The sequence below is a fragment of the Nocardioides luteus genome, assembly GCF_000960475.2.
GTDB classification, from domain to species: domain Bacteria; phylum Actinomycetota; class Actinomycetes; order Propionibacteriales; family Nocardioidaceae; genus Nocardioides; species Nocardioides luteus_A.
The window spans coordinates 157993-178431 of the sequence record NZ_JZDQ02000006.1 but is presented as its reverse complement, the minus strand read 5'-3'; the positions used below and the strand labels follow the sequence as shown (position 1 = coordinate 178431).

Sequence of the window (20439 nt, the reverse complement as noted above, 5' to 3'; positions counted from 1 at the left end):
TCGAGGGTCGGGCAGGTCGAGGTGCAGCGCGGCGAGGATCCTCATCGGTTGCGCACCCAGGAGTAGGCGTACTGGCCGTCGTCGGTCGCGCGGCCCGCCTCGCCGAGCAGCAGCGGACGGAAGGTGTCGACCATCACGGCGAGCTCGTCGAAGAACTCCGCGCCGATGCTGCGCTCGTACGCGCCCGGCTGCGGGCCGTGCGGATGACCACCCGGGTGCAACGAGATCGATCCCTGGCCGATGCCGGATCCCTTGCGCGCCTCGTAGTCGCCGCCGCAGTAGAACATCACCTCGTCGGAGTCGACGTTGGAGTGGTAGTAAGGCACGGGGATCGCGAGCGGGTGGTAGTCGACCTTGCGCGGCACGAAGTTGCAGATGACGAAGTTGTTGCCCTCGAAGACCTGGTGCACCGGCGGCGGCTGGTGGATCCGGCCCGTGATCGGCTCGAAGTCCCTGATGTTGAAGACGTACGGGTAGAGGCAGCCGTCCCAGCCGACGACGTCGAAGGGGTGGTGCGGCAGCACGTGGACGCTGCCTGCGATGCCGTCCGGGCCGCGGTGCTTGATGAAGACCTCGACATCCTCGCCCTCGACCGCCTTCGGACCCTCGGGCAGCCGGAGGTCGCGCTCGCAGTAGGGGGCGTGCTCGAGCAGCTGACCGTGCTTCGAGAGGTAGTTGCGGGCCGGGCCGATGTGCGAGTTCGCCTCGATCGCGTAGATGCGCAGGACACCGTCGGGGACGATCCGGTAGGTCGTCGCGCGCGGAACGATCACGTAGTCGCCGTCCGCCACCGCGAGGTCGCCGAAGACGGTCTCGACCCGGCCGGCGCCGGCCTCGACGTAGAGGCACTCGTCGCCGAGCGCGTTGCGGTAGTAGGGGCTCACCGCGTCGGCCACGACATAGGACAGCCGTACGTCGTCGTTGCCGAGCAGCAGGCGACGGCCGGTCACCGCATCGATGCCGGTCGCACCCTCCGCGAAGATCTTGTGGGTCGAGAGGTGCCGCGGGATGAGCGGGTGGTTGGGCACGAGGGACTGGTCGCTCAGCTCCCAGGTGCGGTACTCGCGCACGGCCGAGGGGATGTTCCGGTGGTAGAGGAGCGAGGAGTCGGAGGAGAAGCCCTCCTCCCCCATGAGCTCCTCGAAGTAGAGGTTCCCGGCTTCGTCGCGGTGCTGCGTGTGCCGCTTGGGGGGAACGGCACCAGCGGAGTGGTAGTACGGCATGGGGTCTCTCCTTGTGCGTTGAACGCACATTTATGTGCGCTCTAAGCGCAAACGTAAGACGACGCCGCACGACACGTCAAGAGAGCCGGCTCAGTGCGAGCTGAGCTGGGCCAGCTGCCGGGCGGTGGCCCCCACGAGCGGACCGACCTCGGCCGGGTCGAGCTCGTCCATGGTGACGATGCCGACCGACGCCCGCACCGGGCCGGGAGCCTCGAACCCGACGGCGATGCCGACCGCCCCGCGCTGCAGCTCGCCCGCGGTGTGGCTGTAGCCGAGCTCACGCGCCTCCCGGACCGCTGAGGAGTCCGCCGGGGCAGGCTCGGCGAGCGCGAGGATCGCGATCCCGCTCGCCCCCTTGTCCAGCGGGTAGCGAAGGCCGATCCGGTAGCCGACCCGCACCGGGCCCTGCCCCACCTGCGGGTCCGCCTCCAGCACCGGGACGCACTCGTCCTCGCCGTGGGCGACCGTCAGGAACGCCGGAGCGCCGACGGCATCGGCGAGGTCCTGCAGGGCAGGCTCGGCCGCCCGGACCAGCTGGGGCTGAAACCGCCCGGCGAGCGCGATCACCCCGGCGCCCAGGCGCAGCCGCTTGTTGACCCCCTGGGCAACCAGGGCCCGGGCCTCCAGCGTGGCGACGATGCGATAGGCGATCGCGCGGTCGACGCCGAGATGGGCAGCGACGTCCGCCACCGTGACCCCGGCCGGGTGCTGAGAGACGTAGGCCAGCGCCGCCAGCCCACGGTCCAAGCCCTGAAGCGTGGCCATCATCATCCTCTCGATCGGGGTCGTCGACTGAGCGCATCAGCCCCCAGCCGCACACTAGAGCACGCATCCGGCAGGCAACCACTGCCGCCGAGCCCGCCACCGCGAGGACCACGCGGATCGGCCGACCGGTGTTGCGCCCATCACACATTGGTGGTTATGGTGACTCATAATTGAACGCTTCGTTCGTTATTTGAACGTCCGAGAGGCAGTAATGAGTCCTTCCGTCACCGCAGGCAGTCCGACCGAGACCAGCCGCCCAGCACAGTCCACCGTCAAGGTGATCCGGGCCGCCGTGCTCGGCACCGTCGTCGAGTACTACGACTTCGCGATCTACGGCTACATGGCCACGATGATCGCGAGCCACTTCTTCATCGAGAGCGACCCGACCACCGCGCTGCTGAACACCTTCGCCGCCTTCGCGGTCGCGTTCTTCCTGCGCGTGCCCGGCGGGATCTTCTTCGGGCACATCGGTGACAAGTACGGCCGCAAGCGCTCCCTGACCTACACGATCCTGCTGATGGCGCTCGCCACCGCCGGGATCGGGATCCTGCCGACGTACGCCACGCTGGGCATCTGGGCGACGGCGGTCCTGGTCCTGTGCCGCTGCCTGCAGGGCTTCGCGGCGGGTGGCGAGCTCAGCGGCGCCAACGCGTTCGTCGCGGAGAACGCGCCAGCCAGGCACCGCGCCTTCCAGACCTCGTTCGTGAACACCGGCACCTACCTGGGGTCGCTGCTGGCCGCGCTCGTCGCCCTGGGCGTCAACACGGCCTTCAGCGAGGACACCATCAGCGAGTGGGCCTGGCGGGTGCCGTTCCTGATCAGCCTGGTGATCGGCCTGATCGGCCTCTACATCCGCAGCCAGCTCCACGAGACCGACCAGTTCGAGGCCGTCCAGGAGTCCGACGACATCGAGCAGTCGGCGTACCCGATCACCGACGTCCTCCGGCACGCCTGGCGTCAGGTCCTCCTCGTGATCGGGCTCGGTGCGCTCATCGTCGGCGGCTACTACATCTGCTCGGTCTACGCGGCCAGCTACCTGCAGACCGAGGGCGGCCACTCCGCCGACGTCGCCTTCACCTCGACGTGCATCGCGATGGTCGCCGCCGTCATCAGCCTGCCGATCGCCGGCTACCTGGGCGACAGGTTCGGACGCCGACCGGTCTTCTTCACCAGCTCCGGCCTGGTCGCCGTGCTGACGATCCCGGCGTTCCTGCTGATGCGGGACGGCTCGGTGGCGGCCGCGATCGCGGCCCAGGCGACCCTCGCCTTCGTGATCGGCTGCAACAACGGTGTGTCGTTCTCGACGTACGCCGAGATCTTCCGCGCTCGCTACCGGTACAGCGGCATCGCGCTGGCGAACAACTTCACCAACATGACGCTGGGTGGCACCGCCCCGTTCATCGCCACCCTCCTGATCAGCCTGACCGGCAACAACCTCGCACCGGCGGGATTCCTGCTGTTCACCGCGGTGCTGTCGTTCGTGGCCACGTTCTTCCTCCCCGAGACCCGGGGCAAGGAGCTCGAGCTGTGACCAGCGGCGACGACTTCGAGGGCAGGTCCGTCCTCGTCACGGGCGCGGCCGGGGGTCTGGGCAGTGCGTACTGCCTCGCCCTGGCCGCGCGCGGCGCGCACGTGTGGGTCGCCGACCTCGACGAGGACGGCGCCGCGCGCATGGCTCAGGAGGTCTCGGCCGCCGGCGGCTCGGCGCGGGCGGTCGCCCTCGACGTCGCCGACGCGGAGTCGTGGGCCCGGATCGCCCAGGAGGTCGAGCAGGCAGGTCCGCTGCACGGCCTGGTGAACAACGCCGGCGTGAGCCTGCGCCTGGGCATCGGCGAGACCAGCGTCGAGCAGTGGAACCAGGTGATGGCGGTCAACCTGTCCAGCGTGTTCTACGGGATGAAGTTCCTCGCCCCGGCTCTGACCAGCGCGAACGGCGCCTCGGTCGTCAACGTCTCCTCCATCGCCGGGATGGTCGGCTACTTCTCCGCGACCTACGGCACCAGCAAGTGGGGTGTGCGAGGACTGTCGAAGGTCGGCGCTCTGGAGTTCGCGGACCGGAAGGTGCGGGTCAACTCGGTCCACCCCGGGCTGACCGGCACCCCGCTGCTGCACCAGGCGCCCGACAGCAGCTTCGTGGACGCGAGCCTCCGGGCCGTGCCGGAGGGGCGGCTCGCCTCGCCGGACGAGATCGCCGCCGTGGTGTGCTTCCTGCTCTCCGACGCCTCCTCCTACATCAACGGAGCCGAGCTGGTCGCCGACGGCGGACTGACCTCCGGTGGCCTCTACCACCGGATCCTGGCCGACCTGGAGGACGAGCGATGAGCCCCGAGCTCGAGGTCTTCCTCGAGGTCCAGCACTTCTACGGGCGGCAGTCCCTGGCGATCGACCGGGGCGAGGCCGTCGACTGGGCCGCCATGTTCACCCCGGACGGCGTCTTCGACTCCCCGACCTACCCCGACCCGGTCGTCGGCACGCCGGCACTCGAGGAGTTCGCTCGCACGGTGCATCGGGGCAGCCCCCATCTGCACCACATCGTGACCAACGTGGCGCTCGGCGACGTCACCGACGACGCGGTCCTGGTGCGGGCCAACCTCCTCATCGTCACAACCCACGACATCACCACCGGCGGGGCGCGCATCGAGCGCGTCACCACCATCACCGACCGCTTCCGGCGTCTGCCGCACCTGCGGCTTCACCACCGTCTGGTTGTCCGCGACGGGCAGCCGGATCCCACCCAAGAAGGAGCTACCCATGACTGACGAACGTGCCACCTCGAATCCCGGCCGCGTCGACTTCTCCCCGCTGCCGGCCCTCAACCCCGAGCTCAGCGGCCGGACCGTCGTCGTCACCGGCGCGGGCCGAGGCATGGGCGCACTCTTCGTCGAGGAGCTCGCCCGCCGCGGCGTGAACGCGGTCGGCGGCGACCTCGACGGCGACGCGATGGCGGCGGTCGCCGAGAAGATCAACGCCAACCTCTCCGGTGTCCCCGACGCGGGCCGGGTCGTCGGGATCGGTGCCGACGTGACCGACCCCGCGGCTCACGACGCGATGGCGGCCAAGGCGCTCGAGGAGTTCGGCCGGCTCGACATGTGGGTCAACAACGCCGGGGTCTTCCCGCAGGCCGAGTTCACCGACATCTCCCCTGATCAGCTCGCGATGACCTACGGCGTCAACCTCAACGGCGTGGTCTACGGCGGTCAGACCGCGGCGCGTCACTTCCGCACCGTGGGCGGCGGCGTGATCGTCAACATGGGCTCGGTCGCGGCGGTGCGCGCCCGGGTCACCCGAGCGACGTACAACTCCTCCAAGGCCGCGGTGAAGCACCTGACGACCTGCATGTCCGTCGAGCTCGGCCCGGACAACATCCGGGTCAACTCGATCGCTCCCGGCTTCATCGACACCGAGATGACCCGCTGGGTGCAGGAGGACCCGGTCGCGCTCGACCGCGCGCTCAGCACCGTGCCGCTGCGTCGCCTGGGCGCCCCGATCGAGGTCTTCAGCGCCCTCTACTTCCTGCTCTCCGACAGCGCCCGGTACATCACCGGGACCAACATCCCGGTGGACGGTGGCTCGCAGCATGTCTGAGCCGTACGACTACGACCTGATCGTCGTCGGCGCCGGCGGCGCCGGCCTGGCCGCGGCCATCGCGGCCGCCCAGGACGGGGCCAGGGTCCTGCTGCTCGAGTCGGAGACCGAGGTCGGCGGATCGACCCAGCTCTCCGCGGGTCTGCTCACCGCGGCGGGCACCGGCGTCCAGGCCGCGCTCGGGGTGGAGGACTCCCCCGCCCGGATGTTCCAGCACTACATGGACCTCAACCAGTGGCGGGTCCTGCCCGGCCCGGTCCGGATGTTCTGCGAGGAGTCCAGCACGATCGTCGACTGGGTCACCGACCTCGGGGTCGAGATCCCCGCTCAGATCTCCCACAGCGCCCACATGCCGGGGCTGTCCCGCGCGGGCGTCGAGGACGTGTGGCGCGGCCACGTGCCGAAGGACCAGGGCTACGGGCTCGTGGTCGCACTCGACAAGGCACGCGCCCGGCTCGGCGTCGACCTGGCCCTGGGCAGCCGGGTGGACGACGTCCTCATCCGCGACGGTGAGGTCGCCGGCGTGGTCGTCGAGGACACCGAGATCACCGCGCCGAGCGTCGTGATCGCCTCCGGCGGGCTCGCCGCCGACCCGGAGCTCGTGGCGAAGTACTTCCCCGAGACGTCGGTCGCCGGGGAGGCCCTGTTCGTCGTCGCCGCGCCCGGATCCCGCGGGGACCACATCGGGATCGCCGAGCGCCACGGCCTGTCCCTGTTCGGCGAGGGCTGGGGCCTGCTCCTGGTCACCGCCGAGTTCCAGCGCTACCACCACTGGCAGAGCGGCTTCCCGCCGCCGTCCCGCATCCACGTCAACACCGACGGCCGTCGCTGCATGGACGAGGACGCACCGTACGCGGTCAGCCCGGGGATCCTGAAGGACCACGGCGGCTGGGTCTGGTCGGTCTTCGACGAGAGCGCGCGGACGGCCCTCCCGGAGGGGTACGCCGACTGGACGGCCGATCGCATCAGCGAGGAGGTCGCCAAGGGCGTGGTCCGGCGGGCCGAGACCCTCGAGGAGCTGGCCGGCCTGATGGAGGTCCCGGCCGAGAACCTGGCCGCGAGCGTCGAGCGGTTCAACGAGATGTTCCGCAACGGGCGCGACGAGGACTTCCTCCGGCACGAGACCCTGGCCGGCAAGGGCGCCGGCCCCCACCTCGACCCGATCGGGTCCGGCCCGTTCTATGCCGTCCGGATGATGCCGGCCGAGCTCGTCTGCACCCACACCGGACTCCAGATCGACGCCCACACCCGGGTGGTGAAGACCGACGGCCGCGTCGTCCCGGGACTGTTCGCGGCGGGCGAGGCCGCCGGCGGCATCCTCGGCGAGCGCTACGTCGGCGGCGGGAACTCCGTCGCCCATGCGCTGGTGCTCGGTCGGGTGGCCGGACGGGAGAGCGCCCGGCGCGCGGCAGAGATCAACGAGAAGCAGAAGGAGGCTGCGGACGCATGAGCCGCATCGAGGACCGCTTCGAGATCCAGGACGTCCTGTTCCGGTACGCGCGCGCCGTCGACCGGCTGGACTACGACGCGATCGCGGCGTGCTACTTCGACGACGCGATCGATGTCCACGGTGGCTACACCGGGAACGCGGCCGGACTCGTCGAGGACATCCGGCAACGCCACCGGACGATCGACTCGTCCCAACACTTCATCAGCAACGTGCTCATCGACTTCGTCGACGACGACACGGCCGAGGTCGAGTCGTACTGCCTGTGCTTCCTGCGCCAGAAGCCGGCGCCGGGCACGACCGAGCAGGAGCTCGCGATCATCCGCTGCCGCTACGTCGACCGGTTCGAACGTCGCGAGGGCCGTTGGGGCATCGCCGACCGTGTCGTGGTCTTCGACGAGTCGCGCACGGTGTCGATGGTCGACCGGCTCGACCCTGCCTGGGTCGCCTCCCGACGCGACCTGACCGACCGCGTCTACTCCTGACCGAGGGCTGACCCCGGCTCGGATCCCGGGTCTCGAGGCGTATCGCCCGAGCCCCGGGATCCGGTGTTCCTCAGCGCTGACCGCCGTGCACGAGCAACAGCGACCTGAGCTCCTCGGCCGCCTTCACCACCAGCGGGGCCGCCCGATCCGCCGCGTTGCGGTCCACCAGCGAGATGCCGAGGCACGCCTCCGGCATCTTCGAGGGAGTGGGCACCGGCACAGACACGCCCGCGACACCCGGGATGATCTGCTCGAACGAGAGCGCGTAGCCGAGGCGCCTGGCCTCCCGCACCTCCTCGGAGTCGTCCTCGCTCGGCGGCCTGCCGGCCAGGATCGCGATGCCGCCCGAGCCCCGGTCGATCTGGTGGCGATGACCGGTCCGGAACGAGAGATGGACAGCGGCGTTGCGCGGCTCGACGACGGCTATCGCCTGGACCTCGTTGTCGCTGACCGGGACCATGATGTGCGCCGTCCCCCCGGTCGCGTCGGCCAGCTCCGCCAGCACCGGATAGGCGATCCGGTGCAGGTCGCTGTCGACGTGCGAGGCGAGCTGCACGAGCCCGTAGGACAGGTGGAAGCACTTGTTCTCGTCGCGACGGACGATGTCGTGGGCCCGGAACGTCTCCATCAGCCGGTGCAGCGCGGTGCGGTTCATCCCCAGGTCCCGGCTCAGCGACGCGAGGGTGACCCCCCAGGGATGCTCGGCCAGGTACCACAGCACCCGCAGACCACGATCGATCGTTTGCGCACCGGCAGGCGGCGCGGAATCAAGCATCTGCAGACAACCCTTCTGAAATGTGCGTTATCTGAACACTCTACCCGTCCGGACGGGCGCCCGGCAGGCACCTGCCACTCCTCCGCGCCCCATATCGGAGTGCGGACGCGGCCCGGGCGTCCCGCCCGTCACCCTGTTAGCGTCGCGTGGCGATGCCACATCGCAACTCGACTGGCAGCGTGCCCCGCCCGGAGTCGGCTACCCGAGTCGACTTCCGCTCACCGACCCTCGAGGACGGTCAGCATCTGTGGCGGATGGCACGGGAATCTCGGGTACTCGATGTCAACACCTCGTACGCCTACCTGCTGTGGGCGCGAGACTTCGCGACGACGTCGATCGTCGCGACCGTCGATGACGATCCAGGAGGATTCGTCATCGGCTACCGCAGGCCGGACGAGCCGGAGACCCTGATGATCTGGCAGGTCGCCGTCGACGAACGGCACCGCGGCCAGGGTCTGGCCCGCCGCATGCTCGACGAGCTCGTCGACAGCCTCTCCGGAGAGGGCGTACGCCGCCTGGAGACGACCATCACCGCGGACAACAGCGCCTCGATCGCGCTGTTCACCTCGTTCGCGAACGCCCGCGACGCCCCGATCGAGCGCACGCCGCTCTTCGAGGCCGCGATGTTCCCCGACGGGCACGACCCGGAGCTGCTGTTCCGCATCGGCCCGTTCTCGACCGAACGATCGACGACACCCGGAGGTGTCATGTCCATGACGACGACCACCGAACCCGCCACCGCCATCTTCGACTCGCTGGAGTCGCAGGTCCGCAGCTACTGCCGCAGCTGGCCGGCCGTGATGACCCACTCCCAGGGCTCCACCCTCACCAGCGAGGACGGGAGGGAGTTCCTGGACTTCTTCGCGGGGGCCGGCGCGCTCAACTACGGGCACAACAACCCCGCGCTGCTGGATCCGCTGCTCGACTACCTGCGCGAGGGCCGCATCGTGCACTCGCTCGACATGCACACGAGCGCCAAGCGGGACTTCCTGCAGGCCTTCTCGGACCTGATCCTCGAGCCGCGCGACCTCGACTACAAGGTGATGTTCCCCGGTCCGACCGGGACCAACTCCGTCGAGGCCGCTCTCAAGCTGGCCCGCAAGGCGACCGGACGCCAGCACGTGCTGTCCTTCACCAACGCGTTCCACGGGATGACACTCGGCTCGCTGGCGGTGACCGGCAACTCGATGAAGCGCAGGGGCGCCGGCATCCCGCTGACCAACAGCTCGAAGATCCCGTACGACGACTACTTCAACGGTGCCGTCGACGACTTCATGTGGCTGGAGCGGGTGCTGCAGGACAGCGGCTCCGGCGTCGACAAGCCGGCCGCGATCATCGTGGAGTCCGTCCAGGGCGAGGGTGGCCTCAACGCCGCCCGGCTGGAGTGGCTCAAGGCGCTCTCGGACCTGTGCCGCGAGCACGACATCATCCTGATCCTCGACGACGTCCAGGCCGGCTGCGGACGTACCGGCACCTTCTTCAGCTTCGAGGAGGCCGGGTTCACCCCGGACATCGTCTGCCTGTCGAAGTCGATCTCCGGCTTCGGCCTGCCGATGGCCCTGACCCTGATCCGGCCCGACCTGGACCAGTTCGAGCCCGGCGAGCACAACGGCACCTTCCGCGGCCACAACCTCGCCTTCGTCACCGCCCGGGTGGCGCTGGAGACCTACTGGGCCGACGAGTCCTTCCAGAACGAGGTCCAGGCGAAGGCCGACGAGCTGCGCGCGGGGCTGACGACGATCGCCGAGCGCTACGAGGGGGCGACCGTCCGCGGTCGCGGCCTGCTCACCGGCATCGCCTTCCCCGACGCCAGCGCCGCCGGGAAGATCGCGACGGCGGCGTACGAGTGCGGTCTGCTGGTCGAGACCTCCGGGCCCGAGGACGAGGTGCTCAAGACGATGCCGCCGCTGACCATCAGCTCCGAGGAGCTCGCCCGCGGTATCGCCGTCCTCGAGGAGGCCACCGCAGCCGTCCTCGGCGACGGCGTCCCGGCCTGACCTCCCCGACACCTGAAACGAGGAAACATGCGCGTCACCTATCTGGAAGACCTCGACGACACCGACCGAGACGTACGCGTCGCCTCCGAGCACGGGACCTGGCGGAGCCGCCGGATCGTGCTGGCCCGCGAGGGCGTCGGCTTCTCCTTCCACGAGACCAACATCCCTGCCGGGACGACGAACGAGTTCTGGTACGCCCACCACATCGAGTGCGTCTACTGCGTCGGCGGCGAGGGCGAGCTCCTCGACCGCGAGACCGGAGAGACGTACGAGATCCGCGACGGGATGTGCTACCTGCTCGACAAGCACGACAAGCACACCGTCACCGCCAGGACCGACCTGCGTCTGATCTGCACCTTCAACCCGCCCGTCACCGGTCGTGAGGTGCACGACGAGGACGGCGTCTACCCGCTCCTCACCGAGACCGAGGAGGTCACTTCATGACCGCTACCACCGACCACACCGAGGACCTCTACCCCACCCGCCTCGAGGAGGGCTTCTCGACGCTCCCCCGCCACGACCAGGTGGTCTGGGGCACGGCGGCCGACGGCCCGATCGACCAGCAGACGCTCGACTCCTACGACGAGCGCGGCTACCTGACCGTCCCGGACCTCATCACTCCCGAGGAGGTCGAGGAGCTGCGTGCCGAGCTGCGCCGGCTGAGCAGCGACCCGGAGTCCCGGGCCGACGAGCGCACCATCATCGAACCCACCTCTCAGGAGGTGCGCTCGATCTTCGAGGTGCACCGGACCAGCGAGGTCGTCGCCCGGCTCGCGGCCGACCCGCGCGTGGTCGGCCGCGCCCGGCAGATCCTCGGCTCGGACGTCTACATCCACCAGAGCCGGATCAACTTCAAACCCGGGTTCGGCGGTGGCGACTTCTCCTGGCACTCCGACTTCGAGACCTGGCACGCCGAGGACGGCCTGCCCCGGATGCGGACCGTCAGCATCTCCATCTCGCTGACCGACAACCACTCCTTCAACGGGCCGTTGATGATCATGCCCGGCACCCACCGGACGTACGTCTCGTGCGGTGGCGCCACTCCCGAGGACAACTACAAGTCCTCGCTGGTGATGCAGGGCGCGGGCACCCCGGACCAGGAGACGCTCACGAAGCTGGCGGACACCTACGGGATCGACGTGCTGGCCGGCGCCGCCGGCAGCGCGGTCATGTTCGACTGCAACTGCATGCACGGCTCCAACGGCAACATCACGCCGTACCCGCGCTCGAACGTCTTCCTGGTGTTCAACAGCGTGGAGAACACGGCGGTCGAGCCGTTCTCGGCCCCGAGGCCGCGACCGACGTTCATCGGGGCGCGCGACTTCACCCCGGTGGGCTGACCGCCCTCGGCGCCCGAGCTGGTGCGGCGTACGTCTGTCCGGTCTGTGCCTACCCCTAGGCTGAGCCCATGACACGCACCCGCGCCTTCTCGGGCGCCATGACCGGCGCGGCACTGCTCACCCTGCCCCTGGCCCTGACGGCCTGCGGCTCGAGCAAGGACTACGTGCAGGAGAAGACGGTCGAACGGATCGCGACCGAGCAGCTCACCAACGCCATCGGCGTCACTCCCGAGGACCTCGACTGCCCCGGCGATCTCGCGGGCAAGGTCGGCACGGAGATGACCTGCGTGCTCACCTCCGACGGCGAGAAGTACGACGCGATCCTCACCGTCGACCACGTCGACGGCGGTCGGGTCCACTTCGAGATCGACGTGCCGCCCAACGCCACGGAGTGAGCCCACAGAGTCCCCGGAACAGATAACCTGTTGAGTCGTGTCCCCTCATGCGAGGCCCTTCTTCGACCATGTCGCGCGCGTGTGCGACGGCACTCCCTACAAGGCGACCGAGACCGCGCGCGGGTTCGACGTGGAGATCGACCTGGCCGACGAGCGCTGGCACCCCCTGCTGCTGGCGGCCAAGCTGAACTGGGTCTTCACCTACCACGTCTCGATGCCGACGCGGAGCTCCTACGCGATCATCGAGGACACCCGCAGCATCGTCTGGTTCGGCGACGTTCCGCACACCCAGAAGACCGGCGTACGCCGCATCGAGGCCGATGACGAGCAGACCGACCAGGGCGTGTGGACCGTGCACGACCCCGAGGCGGTCCCCGACCCGGACCAGTACCGTTTCGACGCCGAGGAGGGGCGCACGCTGATCACCAGCGTCGCCCGGCTCTACGCGCTGCAGCAGCGCGGCACCCGGCACGAGGGGACGGGCTTCTCCGTCGCCGTCGGCCTGGTCGTGACGCTCTCGGTGATCGCGACCGTCATCGGCGTGGCGGTGATTCTCAACCTGCTCGGGACGTTCGGCGCACCCTCGTAAAGAATTCTGTGTGATGCTGGCCCGCATGGATCCGATCCGCGAGGCGCACCGGCAGTGGATCGCGCACGGCTGGGCCGACGCCGCCGACGGGATGGCGCTGGTGACCTCGCTCGTGCGCGTGCACCAGCTGGTCATGGAACGCGTCGACGCCGCGCTGCGTCCCCACGACCTCTCCTTCGCCCGCTACGAGGTGCTCCGCCTCCTCTCCTTCACCCAGGACGGCCAGCTCCCGATGGCCAAGCTCGGCTCCCGCCTCCAGGTCCACCCCGCCTCGGTGACCAGCGCCGTGGCCCGGCTGGAGAAGCAGGGATTCGTACGCCGCAGCCGCACCGCCGACGACGGCCGTGTGGTCCTCGCCGCCATCACCGCCACCGGGCGCGAGGCGGTCGAGGCGGCGACCATCTCGCTCAACAGCGAGGTCTTCGAGAAGCCGGGGATCGAGGACGTACACGGTCTGACCGCGCTGCTCACCCAGGTCCGCGCGGCCTCCGGGGACACCGTCGGCTGAGACAGCAGGGTCGCGTACTGGCGAGTACGTGATCCACGACCTATGCTGGAAATACTTGGACGTCCAACTATTCCCTGGGAGCACCGCCCATGTCCGACCTCCACATCCCTCAGAACCACGTGCGGATCGTGACCGCGAGCAGCCTCTTCGACGGTCACGACGCCGCGATCAACATCATGCGCCGGATCTTCCAGGCACAGGGATGCGAGGTGATCCACCTCGGTCACAACCGCTCGGTGACCGAGATCGCCGACGCCGCCGTCCAGGAGGACGCCCACTGCGTCGCGGTCTCCTCCTACCAGGGCGGCCACGTGGAGTTCTTCGAGTATCTGGTCAGCGCGCTCAAGGAGCGCGGTGCCGGCCACGTCAAGGTCGTGGGCGGTGGCGGCGGCGTGATCGTTCCTTACGAGATCGAGCGGCTGGCCAACTCCGGCGTCAAGATCTTCTCCCCCGAGGACGGCCAGCGGCTGGGGCTGCCCGGGATGATCAACACGGTCGTGCGCGACATCGACCGCGACCTGTGGCCGACCTTCCCGATCACCCCCAACGGCGTGATCGCCGGCTACGGGCTCGCCATCGGACGTGCGATCACCGGCGCCGAGCAGGGCCGGCTCCCCGACGACTTCCTGGCTCAGCTGCGCGAGGCCGACCAGGCCGTCGTGCTCGGTGTCACCGGCACCGGCGGCTCCGGCAAGTCCTCGCTCACCGACGAGCTGGTCCGGCGGCTGCGCACCGACCAGGAGGACAAGATCCGCATCGGTGTGCTCGCGATCGACCCGACCCGGCGCCGCGGCGGCGGTGCGCTGCTGGGCGACCGGATCCGGATGAACTCGCTGGCCGCGATGCACGACGGCGGCTCGACCACGTTCTACCGCTCGCTGGCCACCCGCGGCGGTCACGAGGTGCCCGAGCACTTCGCCGACGTCCTCACGGTGATGAAGTCCGCCGTCGACCTCGTCATCGTCGAGACGCCCGGCATCGGCCAGGGCGACACCGGCATCAGCGACTTCGTCGACGTCTCGCTCTACGTGATGACGCCGGAGTTCGGTGCTGCGAGCCAGCTGGAGAAGATCGACATGCTCGACTTCGCCGACGTCGTGGCGATCAACAAGTTCGAGCGGCGCGGAGCCGAGGACGCGCTGCGCGACGTCTCCCGCCAGCTCGTCCGCAACCGCGAGGCGTTCACCTCCTCCCCCGACGACATGCCGGTCTTCGGCACCTCGGCGGCCGCCTTCGACGACGACGGCGTCACCGCGCTCTACCAGCACCTGCGTGGCCTGCTCGCCGAGGCCGGGCTCGCGATCAGCGAGGGCGTGCTCCCCCGCGTCTCGACCCGCCACTCCACGGGCCTGCACCCGATCATCCCCGAGAAGCGGGTCCGCTACCTGGCCGAGATCGCGGGCGACGTACGCGACTACCACGCGCGCACCGTCGAGCTCATCGCCGCGGCACGCAAGGAGCAGGCCTACGAGATCGTCGCCGCGGACCACCCCGAGCTCGAGGCTCCCGCCTCCGAGCTCCCCGAGGACCTGCGCACGCAGCTCTCCTCGTGGGAGGAGACCAAGGAGACGTACGCCGCCGACGAGAGCGGCCGGACCTCGCTGGCCGGCAACTACATCCCGCGGGTGGCGACGCCTCGCTACTCCGACCGCGGCGAGCTGACCCGGTTCCTGCGCAACGAGAACCTGCCCGGCTTCTTCCCGTTCACCGCGGGCGTCTTCCCCTACAAGCGGACGGGAGAGGACCCGGCGCGGATGTTCGCCGGCGAGGGCGACCCGTTCCGCACCAACCGCCGCTTCAAGCTGCTCTCCGAGGGCCAGCCCGCCACCCGGCTCTCCACCGCGTTCGACTCGGTCACCCTCTACGGCCGCGACCCCGACGTACGCCCCGACATCTACGGCAAGGTCGGCACCTCCGGCGTCTCGGTCGCGACGCTGGACGACATGAAGGCGCTCTACGACGGCTTCGACCTGCTCGCCCCGACCACCTCGGTCTCGATGACGATCAACGGGCCGGCGCCGACGATCCTGGCGTTCTTCCTCAACACCGTGATCGACCAGGCCCGCGAGCGCGGCGTCGACCCGGCCAAGGCGCTGCAGACCGTGCGCGGCACGGTGCAGGCCGACATCCTCAAGGAGGACCAGGGCCAGAACACCTGCCTGTTCTCCACCGAGTTCAGCCTGCGCTGCATGGCCGACATCCAGGAGTGGTTCATCCAGAACGGGGTGCGCAACTTCTACTCGGTGAGCATCTCCGGCTACCACATCGCCGAGGCCGGCGCGAACCCGATCTCCCAGCTCGCCTTCACCCTGGCCAACGGGTTCACCTACGTCGAGTCCTACCTCGCCCGCGGCATGGACATCGACGACTTCGCGCCCAACCTGTCCTTCTTCTTCTCCAACGGCATGGACCCCGAATACTCCGTCATCGGCCGGGTCGCCCGCCGGATCTGGGCGATCGCGATGCGCGAGCGCTACGGCGCCTCGGAGCGCTCGCAGAAGCTGAAGTACCACATCCAGACGAGCGGCCGGTCCCTGCACGCGCAGGAGATGGACTTCAACGACATCCGCACCACCCTGCAGGCGCTGATCGCGATCTACGACAACGCCCAGTCGCTGCACACCAACGCCTTCGACGAGGCCGTCACGACACCGTCGGAGGAGTCGGTGCGCCGCGCGCTGGCGATCCAGCTGATCATCAACCGCGAATGGGGGATGGCCTTCAACGAGAACCCGCTGCAGGGCTCCTTCATCATCGACGAGCTCACCGACCTCGTCGAGGAGGCCGTCCTGAAGGAGTTCGACCGGATCTCCGAGCGCGGCGGCGTCCTCGGCGCGATGGAGACCGGCTACCAGCGGGGCAAGATCCAGGACGAGTCGATGCTCTACGAGCACCGCAAGCACGACGGCACGCTGCCCATCGTCGGCGTCAACACCTTCGTCCGCGACACCAACGGGGCGCCCGCCGGCCCGGTGGAGCTCGCCCGCGCCACCGAGACCGAGAAGAAGTCCCAGCTCGACCGCGTCCACGCCTTCCAGGCCGCCCACGCGACCGAGGCCCAAGCCGCCATCTCCCGCCTCAAGCAGGCCGCGACCTCCGACGAGAACATCTTCGCCGCCCTCATGGACGCCGCCCGGGTCTGCTCGCTCGGCCAGGTCACGGAGGCGTTCTTCGAGGTCGGGGGGCAGTACCGGCGGAACGTCTGAGCCAGCGCCCGGGAGCTTGCGACCGGGCGTGACCGCCATGTCGAGATCTACGCAGGTGCGCCCCCGCCGTACGTCACCCCTTGCTGTGGGCTCCGGTCATCAGGGCCGCGAGGTCCTCCGGCTCGAGGAACGACGGCGGGGGCGGCGGTCCCCAGCTGAACAGGCCCTTGGCTCCCTCGAGGACCTCCGGCTCCCAGATCTCGTCCTCGGGGATGCAGTCCATGTCGGAGAAGTACTCGGAGAAGTTGCCGGCCGGGTCCTTGAGGTACCAGAAGAAGTTCGAGCCGGCGTGGTGGCGGCCGAGGCCCCACACGTGGCGCTCGGGGGCGCCCTCGAGCATGGCGTGCGCCCCGCGGCCGACGTCGTCGATGTCGTCGACCTGCCAGCTGGTGTGGTGCAGGTAGTTGACCGGGGACTGCAGCGCCAGGAAGTTGTGGTGGTCCGTCGAGCAGCGCATGAACGCGCCCTTGTCGCCGATGTGGTCGGAGACCTTGAACCCCAGCCCGTCGACGAAGAAGCGCATCGTCGTGGCGAGGTCGGTGGTGCCGGCCACCGCGTGACCGAGGCGCCGCGGCCGCACCGGTTCGGTACGCAGCACCCCGGGCGCCCGCCCGCGCCGCTCGATCCGGCCGGGCCCGTTGTAGGGCGTGGCCGGTTGCGGCTCCTGCCGCAGCCGGGGCAGGACGCGGATCCGGACGGTGAAGCCGCTGACCGGCTCGGTGGTCACCAGCGCGTCATCGTCCAGAGAGGCCGGGTGGCCGAGCCGCTGCAGCGACGCGGCGATCCGGGCGAGGTCGTCGGAGTCGTCGGCGGCGACCCCCAGCTCGACGAGCCGGCGGAACGGTGCCGGCACGAGCTGGAGCTGGTCGCCGCCGTCCCGGGTCGCCAGCCTGGTCCCGCCGCTGGGCCGGAGCCCGAAGTCGGTGTAGTAGGACGTGGTCGCGGCGACGTCGGGGACACCGATGGTGACGTGGCTGAGACGGTGCAGGCTCATCGCGGTTCACCCCCTGCCGGCGCCGCCACGAAGGTCTGGCGCAGCTCGCCGATCCCTTCGATCGTACTCACCAGGGTCTGGCCGGCCTCGATGAAGCGCTGCGGGTCACGGCCGAGGCCGACGCCCTCGGGCGTACCGGTGAAGATGAGGTCGCCCGGGTAGAGGGTGACGACCTTCGACAGCTCGGCGACCAGCCGCGGGACCGACACGATCAGGTTGCTGGTGCGACCGATCTGGACGTTCTCCCCGTCCAGGTCGCAGCGCAGCTCGAGGTCGTCGCGGTCGGGCAGCTCGTCGGCCGTGACCAGCCACGGGCCGGTCGGCGAGAAGCCGGGGAAGGACTTCCCGAGGCCGAACTGCGGCGCCGGACCACGGAGCTGGGTGACCCGCTCGGAGATGTCCTGGCCGACGGTCACGCCGGCGACGTGGTCCCACGCGTCGGCCTCGGAGACATGGCTGGCGGTGCGCCCGATGACCGCCACCAGCTCGACCTCCCAGTCGGTGTTGCCGCCCTCGGGAAGCACCACCTCGGTCACCGGTCCGGTCAGGCTGCTGACGAACTTGGGGAAGACCGGGGGCAGTCCGCTGGGGGCCTCGAAACCGGACTCAGCGGCGTGCGCGGTGTAGTTGAGGCCGATCGCGAAGATCTGGCGCGGGGCCGGCGACGGCGCGCCGAGGTCGGCGACGTCGACCCCGATCGCGTCCTCCGGGTCGTCGATCTGGGCGCTCAGGGCCCAGTCGAAGAACGCCGCCCAGTCGGCGTACAGGCCGGCCGGATCGGGGCCGAACCGGCCGTCGCTGGCCTTGTGGACGTCGACGGCCCGTGGCTCGGTGGCGTCGGGACCGGCGGTGGTGATCAGGACGGCGCGGCCGTCCAGGTTGGCGAGCTTCATGGTGATTCCTTCGTGGAGAGGGTCAGGGTCGGTCGAGGACGGAGCGGAGGGCGCGTTCGAGGTCGGCGGCAGGGTCGTCGGGGAGGTCGTGGGCCCGCCAGGCGACGTGCTGGTCGGGGCGGACCAGGACGGCGCCGGCATCGCCGACCTCGCGTCGGGCCGCCCAGTCGCCGGTCGGGTCGGCGTACTCGCAGCCGGCCCCGATCGGCTTGACGCTGATCCGCAGGCCGAGGTCGGCCGCGACCTTGCCGGCGGCGTCGGCCCAGGGCTCGCCGCCGATTCCGGTGAGCAGCGTGAACTCGCCGTGGCCGGCGAGGTCGAGGGTCGAGAGCCGCACCCGGTCCTTCTCGACCCAGGCGTGCGGCAGCCGGGCCCCCGGATGAGTGGTGGGGTGGTGGTAGAGCTCGGGGTCCCGGTCGGGCGCGGGCCAGGGCGTGCCGTCGTCGAGGACGGCGCCCGAGGCGTACCGCTGGTCGAGCTCCACGCCGTGCGCGTTGAACTGGTAGTTCTGCAGGCGTACGGCATCGGCGAGCTGTGCGCGCCGCTGCTCCCCCACCGGACCCGGGGCGCGCAGGCCGTCGAGCGCCCGCTGACCGTCCTCGGCGCTCTGCCCGGGCTCGAAACCGAGCGCCTTCGAGATCGGCAGCATGTCCTGCACGCTCTTGAGCGCGCGGTCGACGACCTGCCGCCCGACCGGCTGCCGCTCGTCGTGATAGCTGGCGAGCAGCTCCTCGCCGGCGTCGCCGCGGAGCACCATGGCCAGCTTCCAGGCCAGGTTGTACGCGTCCTGCACCGAGGTGTTGGTGCCCAGTCCGTTCGCGGGCGGGTGACGGTGCGCGGCGTCGCCGGCGAGGAAGGCGCGACCGATCCGGTAGCGCTCGGCGACCATGTGGTTGATCTGCCACAGGCTGGTCGCCTTGATCCTGATGTCCACGTCGGGGTCGCCGATCGTGGCGCGGGCGCGGGCGACGACGGCCTCGTCGGAGAGGTCGGGCTCGCCCTCGGCGGGGTCGTACATGAAGAGCAGCACCCACTCCGTCCACGGCTTCACGCAGATCCACGTGCCCGAGCCGACCCAGTAGTCGTTGCCGGGCTGGCACATCCAGTAGAGGGTGCCGGGACGGTAGGCGGTGTAGTCGGTGAGATCGGCCTCGAGCCACACGTTGGCGGCCGCGCCGAGCCCCATCTCGCCGTCCATCGCGAACCCGAGCTGCTCGGCGACGGTCGAGCGCCCGCCGTCGGCACCGACGACGTACTTCGCCCGGACGGTCTCCGTGCGGCCGCTCTCGCGGTGACGGACGACGGCGGTGACGCCGTCCTCGTCCTGGCTCACCTCGACCAGCTCGGTGGAGAAGCGCAGGTCGGCGCCGAGCCGCTCGGCGCCGGCCCGCAGGACCGGCTCGAGGATGTGCTGAGGGACGTTGCACATCGCACTCGGGCTGGCCAGGTCGTAGTCGGTGCGGCGCTCGGGCCCGCTGCCCCAGGTGAGGAGGCGGGCGATCTCCGGGTCGGCGAAGCTGGTCGCCCAGACGTTGTTGCCCATCAGCTCGTTGGGGGTCGCCACCTCGCGGACCGCGTCCTCGATCCCGAGATCGCGGAAGACCTCCATGGTGCGCTGGTTGGTGATGTGGGCGCGCGGCGAGTGCGCGGTGCCGGCGTACTTCGTCACGGTGACCGCGTCGACCCCGTACGCCGCCAGCAGGGCCGCCATGCTCAGGCCGGCCGGTCCGGCACCGACCACCAGGACGTCGGTCGTGATGTCGTAGGTCATGACGCCGCCGATCCCATCGGCTCGGGCTCCGCTCCGACCAGCCACGGGTAGCGCTCCGTGTCGGCTCCGGCGTAGTCCGGGTCGAGATAGACGAACAGCCGGTGGATCCGGTCGTCGCGGATCTCCATCACGTCGCACCAGCGACCCGCGTGCGTCACGCCCGCTCGGAACTCGGTGCCGTCGGCGGTGGTGCCGGCCGAGGTGCCCTCGACGACGACGGTGTCGCCGGCGACCACGTAGTTGAAGTACGCGTAGTCGTGCTTGATCCCGCCGAGCAGCGAGCCGACCTTGGCGAACGCCTCCCGGACCGCGTCGATCCCGTCGACGATCCCGATCTTCGGGAAGTACAGCTGGATGTGCTCATCGAAGAGCTCGAAGAAGTCCTCACCGCGGTCGAGCCGCTTCAGGTACTCCAGGGCGAGGGCTCTGCGTGCCTCGTCCGTCATTGCCTCGGCCATGTCCAAAC

General features: G+C 69.9%; 20 protein-coding genes. 13 read left to right on the top strand and 7 right to left on the bottom strand.

All coding sequences use genetic code 11. From position 1 onward, the window contains the following. Positions 1–41: 41 nt before the first annotated feature. Together UG56_RS05970 and UG56_RS05965 are read right to left on the bottom strand one after the other, a co-directional pair. Entirely contained in the window at positions 42–1223 is a 1182-nt protein-coding gene (locus UG56_RS05970; protein WP_045548371.1) for a homogentisate 1,2-dioxygenase, read from the bottom strand. Between the two features lie 90 nt (positions 1224–1313). Next, positions 1314–1988, bottom strand: coding sequence for an IclR family transcriptional regulator (locus UG56_RS05965; protein ID WP_045548379.1), 675 nt, complete (start codon positions 1986–1988; stop codon positions 1314–1316). Between the two features lie 211 nt (positions 1989–2199). Between UG56_RS05965 and UG56_RS05960 the strand changes: the two genes are divergently transcribed. From UG56_RS05960 to UG56_RS05935, 6 genes are read left to right on the top strand one after another with little or no spacing between them, the layout of a single operon-like run. After that, complete coding sequence (locus UG56_RS05960; RefSeq protein WP_045548372.1) at positions 2200–3519, top strand: MFS transporter; 1320 nt, start codon at positions 2200–2202, stop codon at positions 3517–3519. Beyond that, positions 3516–4310 (top strand): SDR family NAD(P)-dependent oxidoreductase, encoded by a 795-nt coding sequence (locus tag UG56_RS05955; protein ID WP_071326893.1) that lies wholly within the window; start codon positions 3516–3518, stop codon positions 4308–4310. The genes UG56_RS05960 and UG56_RS05955 overlap by 4 nt, the downstream gene beginning before the upstream one ends. Next, complete coding sequence (locus UG56_RS05950; protein WP_045548466.1) at positions 4307–4747, top strand: nuclear transport factor 2 family protein; 441 nt, start codon at positions 4307–4309, stop codon at positions 4745–4747. Before UG56_RS05955 ends, UG56_RS05950 begins: the two co-directional genes overlap by 4 nt. Beyond that, positions 4740–5573 carry an SDR family NAD(P)-dependent oxidoreductase gene (locus tag UG56_RS05945; RefSeq protein ID WP_045548465.1) on the top strand — a complete coding sequence of 278 codons (834 nt, stop codon included), beginning with the start codon at positions 4740–4742 and terminating at the stop codon, positions 5571–5573. The genes UG56_RS05950 and UG56_RS05945 overlap by 8 nt, the downstream gene beginning before the upstream one ends. Next, complete coding sequence (locus UG56_RS05940) at positions 5566–7023, top strand: FAD-dependent oxidoreductase (RefSeq protein ID WP_045548464.1); 1458 nt, start codon at positions 5566–5568, stop codon at positions 7021–7023. Before UG56_RS05945 ends, UG56_RS05940 begins: the two co-directional genes overlap by 8 nt. Continuing rightward, positions 7020–7505 carry a nuclear transport factor 2 family protein gene (locus UG56_RS05935; RefSeq protein ID WP_045548463.1) on the top strand — a complete coding sequence of 162 codons (486 nt, stop codon included), beginning with the start codon at positions 7020–7022 and terminating at the stop codon, positions 7503–7505. The genes UG56_RS05940 and UG56_RS05935 overlap by 4 nt, the downstream gene beginning before the upstream one ends. Positions 7506–7575: 70 nt before the next feature. Here UG56_RS05935 and UG56_RS05930 read toward each other — a convergent pair whose 3' ends face one another. Further along, entirely contained in the window at positions 7576–8280 is a 705-nt protein-coding gene (locus UG56_RS05930) for an IclR family transcriptional regulator (RefSeq protein ID WP_045548462.1), read from the bottom strand. A 152-nt stretch (positions 8281–8432) separates the two neighbouring features. Here UG56_RS05930 and ectB point away from each other — a divergent pair, with 152 nt between their 5' ends. The 7 genes from ectB to icmF all read left to right on the top strand — a co-directional run bounded on the left by ectB (position 8433) and on the right by icmF (position 16315). Further along, positions 8433–10277 carry a diaminobutyrate--2-oxoglutarate transaminase gene (gene ectB / locus UG56_RS05925; RefSeq protein ID WP_084100595.1) on the top strand — a complete coding sequence of 615 codons (1845 nt, stop codon included), beginning with the start codon at positions 8433–8435 and terminating at the stop codon, positions 10275–10277. A gap of 27 nt (positions 10278–10304) precedes the next feature. Beyond that, positions 10305–10721, top strand: a complete 417-nt coding sequence (locus UG56_RS05920) for an ectoine synthase (protein ID WP_045548460.1) — start codon at positions 10305–10307, stop codon at positions 10719–10721. Further along, positions 10718–11617: an ectoine hydroxylase gene (thpD, locus tag UG56_RS05915; protein WP_045548459.1), complete on the top strand. Its 900-nt coding sequence runs from the start codon at positions 10718–10720 to the stop codon at positions 11615–11617. Before UG56_RS05920 ends, thpD begins: the two co-directional genes overlap by 4 nt. 68 nt (positions 11618–11685) lie before the next feature. Further along, positions 11686–12012: a DUF4333 domain-containing protein gene (locus UG56_RS05910; RefSeq protein WP_052693473.1), complete on the top strand. Its 327-nt coding sequence runs from the start codon at positions 11686–11688 to the stop codon at positions 12010–12012. A gap of 37 nt (positions 12013–12049) precedes the next feature. Further along, the gene (locus tag UG56_RS05905; RefSeq protein WP_143054923.1) at positions 12050–12601 is read left to right on the top strand and encodes a hypothetical protein; all 552 of its coding nucleotides are present in this window, start codon (positions 12050–12052) and stop codon (positions 12599–12601) included. Positions 12602–12626: 25 nt separating this feature from the next. Beyond that, positions 12627–13109: a MarR family winged helix-turn-helix transcriptional regulator gene (locus UG56_RS05900; protein ID WP_177191427.1), complete on the top strand. Its 483-nt coding sequence runs from the start codon at positions 12627–12629 to the stop codon at positions 13107–13109. 89 nt (positions 13110–13198) lie between these two features. Then, positions 13199–16315 carry a fused isobutyryl-CoA mutase/GTPase IcmF gene (gene icmF, locus UG56_RS05895; protein WP_045548457.1) on the top strand — a complete coding sequence of 1039 codons (3117 nt, stop codon included), beginning with the start codon at positions 13199–13201 and terminating at the stop codon, positions 16313–16315. Positions 16316–16388: 73 nt separating this feature from the next. Here icmF and UG56_RS05890 read toward each other — a convergent pair whose 3' ends face one another. From UG56_RS05890 to UG56_RS05875, 4 genes are read right to left on the bottom strand one after another with little or no spacing between them, the layout of a single operon-like run. Further along, the gene (locus UG56_RS05890) at positions 16389–17309 is read right to left on the bottom strand and encodes a VOC family protein (RefSeq protein WP_045548456.1); all 921 of its coding nucleotides are present in this window, start codon (positions 17307–17309) and stop codon (positions 16389–16391) included. Continuing rightward, positions 17306–18202, bottom strand: coding sequence for a fumarylacetoacetate hydrolase family protein (locus UG56_RS05885; protein WP_045548455.1), 897 nt, complete (start codon positions 18200–18202; stop codon positions 17306–17308). The genes UG56_RS05890 and UG56_RS05885 overlap by 4 nt, the downstream gene beginning before the upstream one ends. Positions 18203–18224: 22 nt before the next feature. Further along, the gene (locus UG56_RS05880) at positions 18225–19973 is read right to left on the bottom strand and encodes an FAD-dependent oxidoreductase (RefSeq protein ID WP_045548454.1); all 1749 of its coding nucleotides are present in this window, start codon (positions 19971–19973) and stop codon (positions 18225–18227) included. Then, positions 19970–20431: a nuclear transport factor 2 family protein gene (locus UG56_RS05875; RefSeq protein ID WP_045548453.1), complete on the bottom strand. Its 462-nt coding sequence runs from the start codon at positions 20429–20431 to the stop codon at positions 19970–19972. Before UG56_RS05875 ends, UG56_RS05880 begins: the two co-directional genes overlap by 4 nt. Positions 20432–20439: the final 8 nt, after the last annotated feature.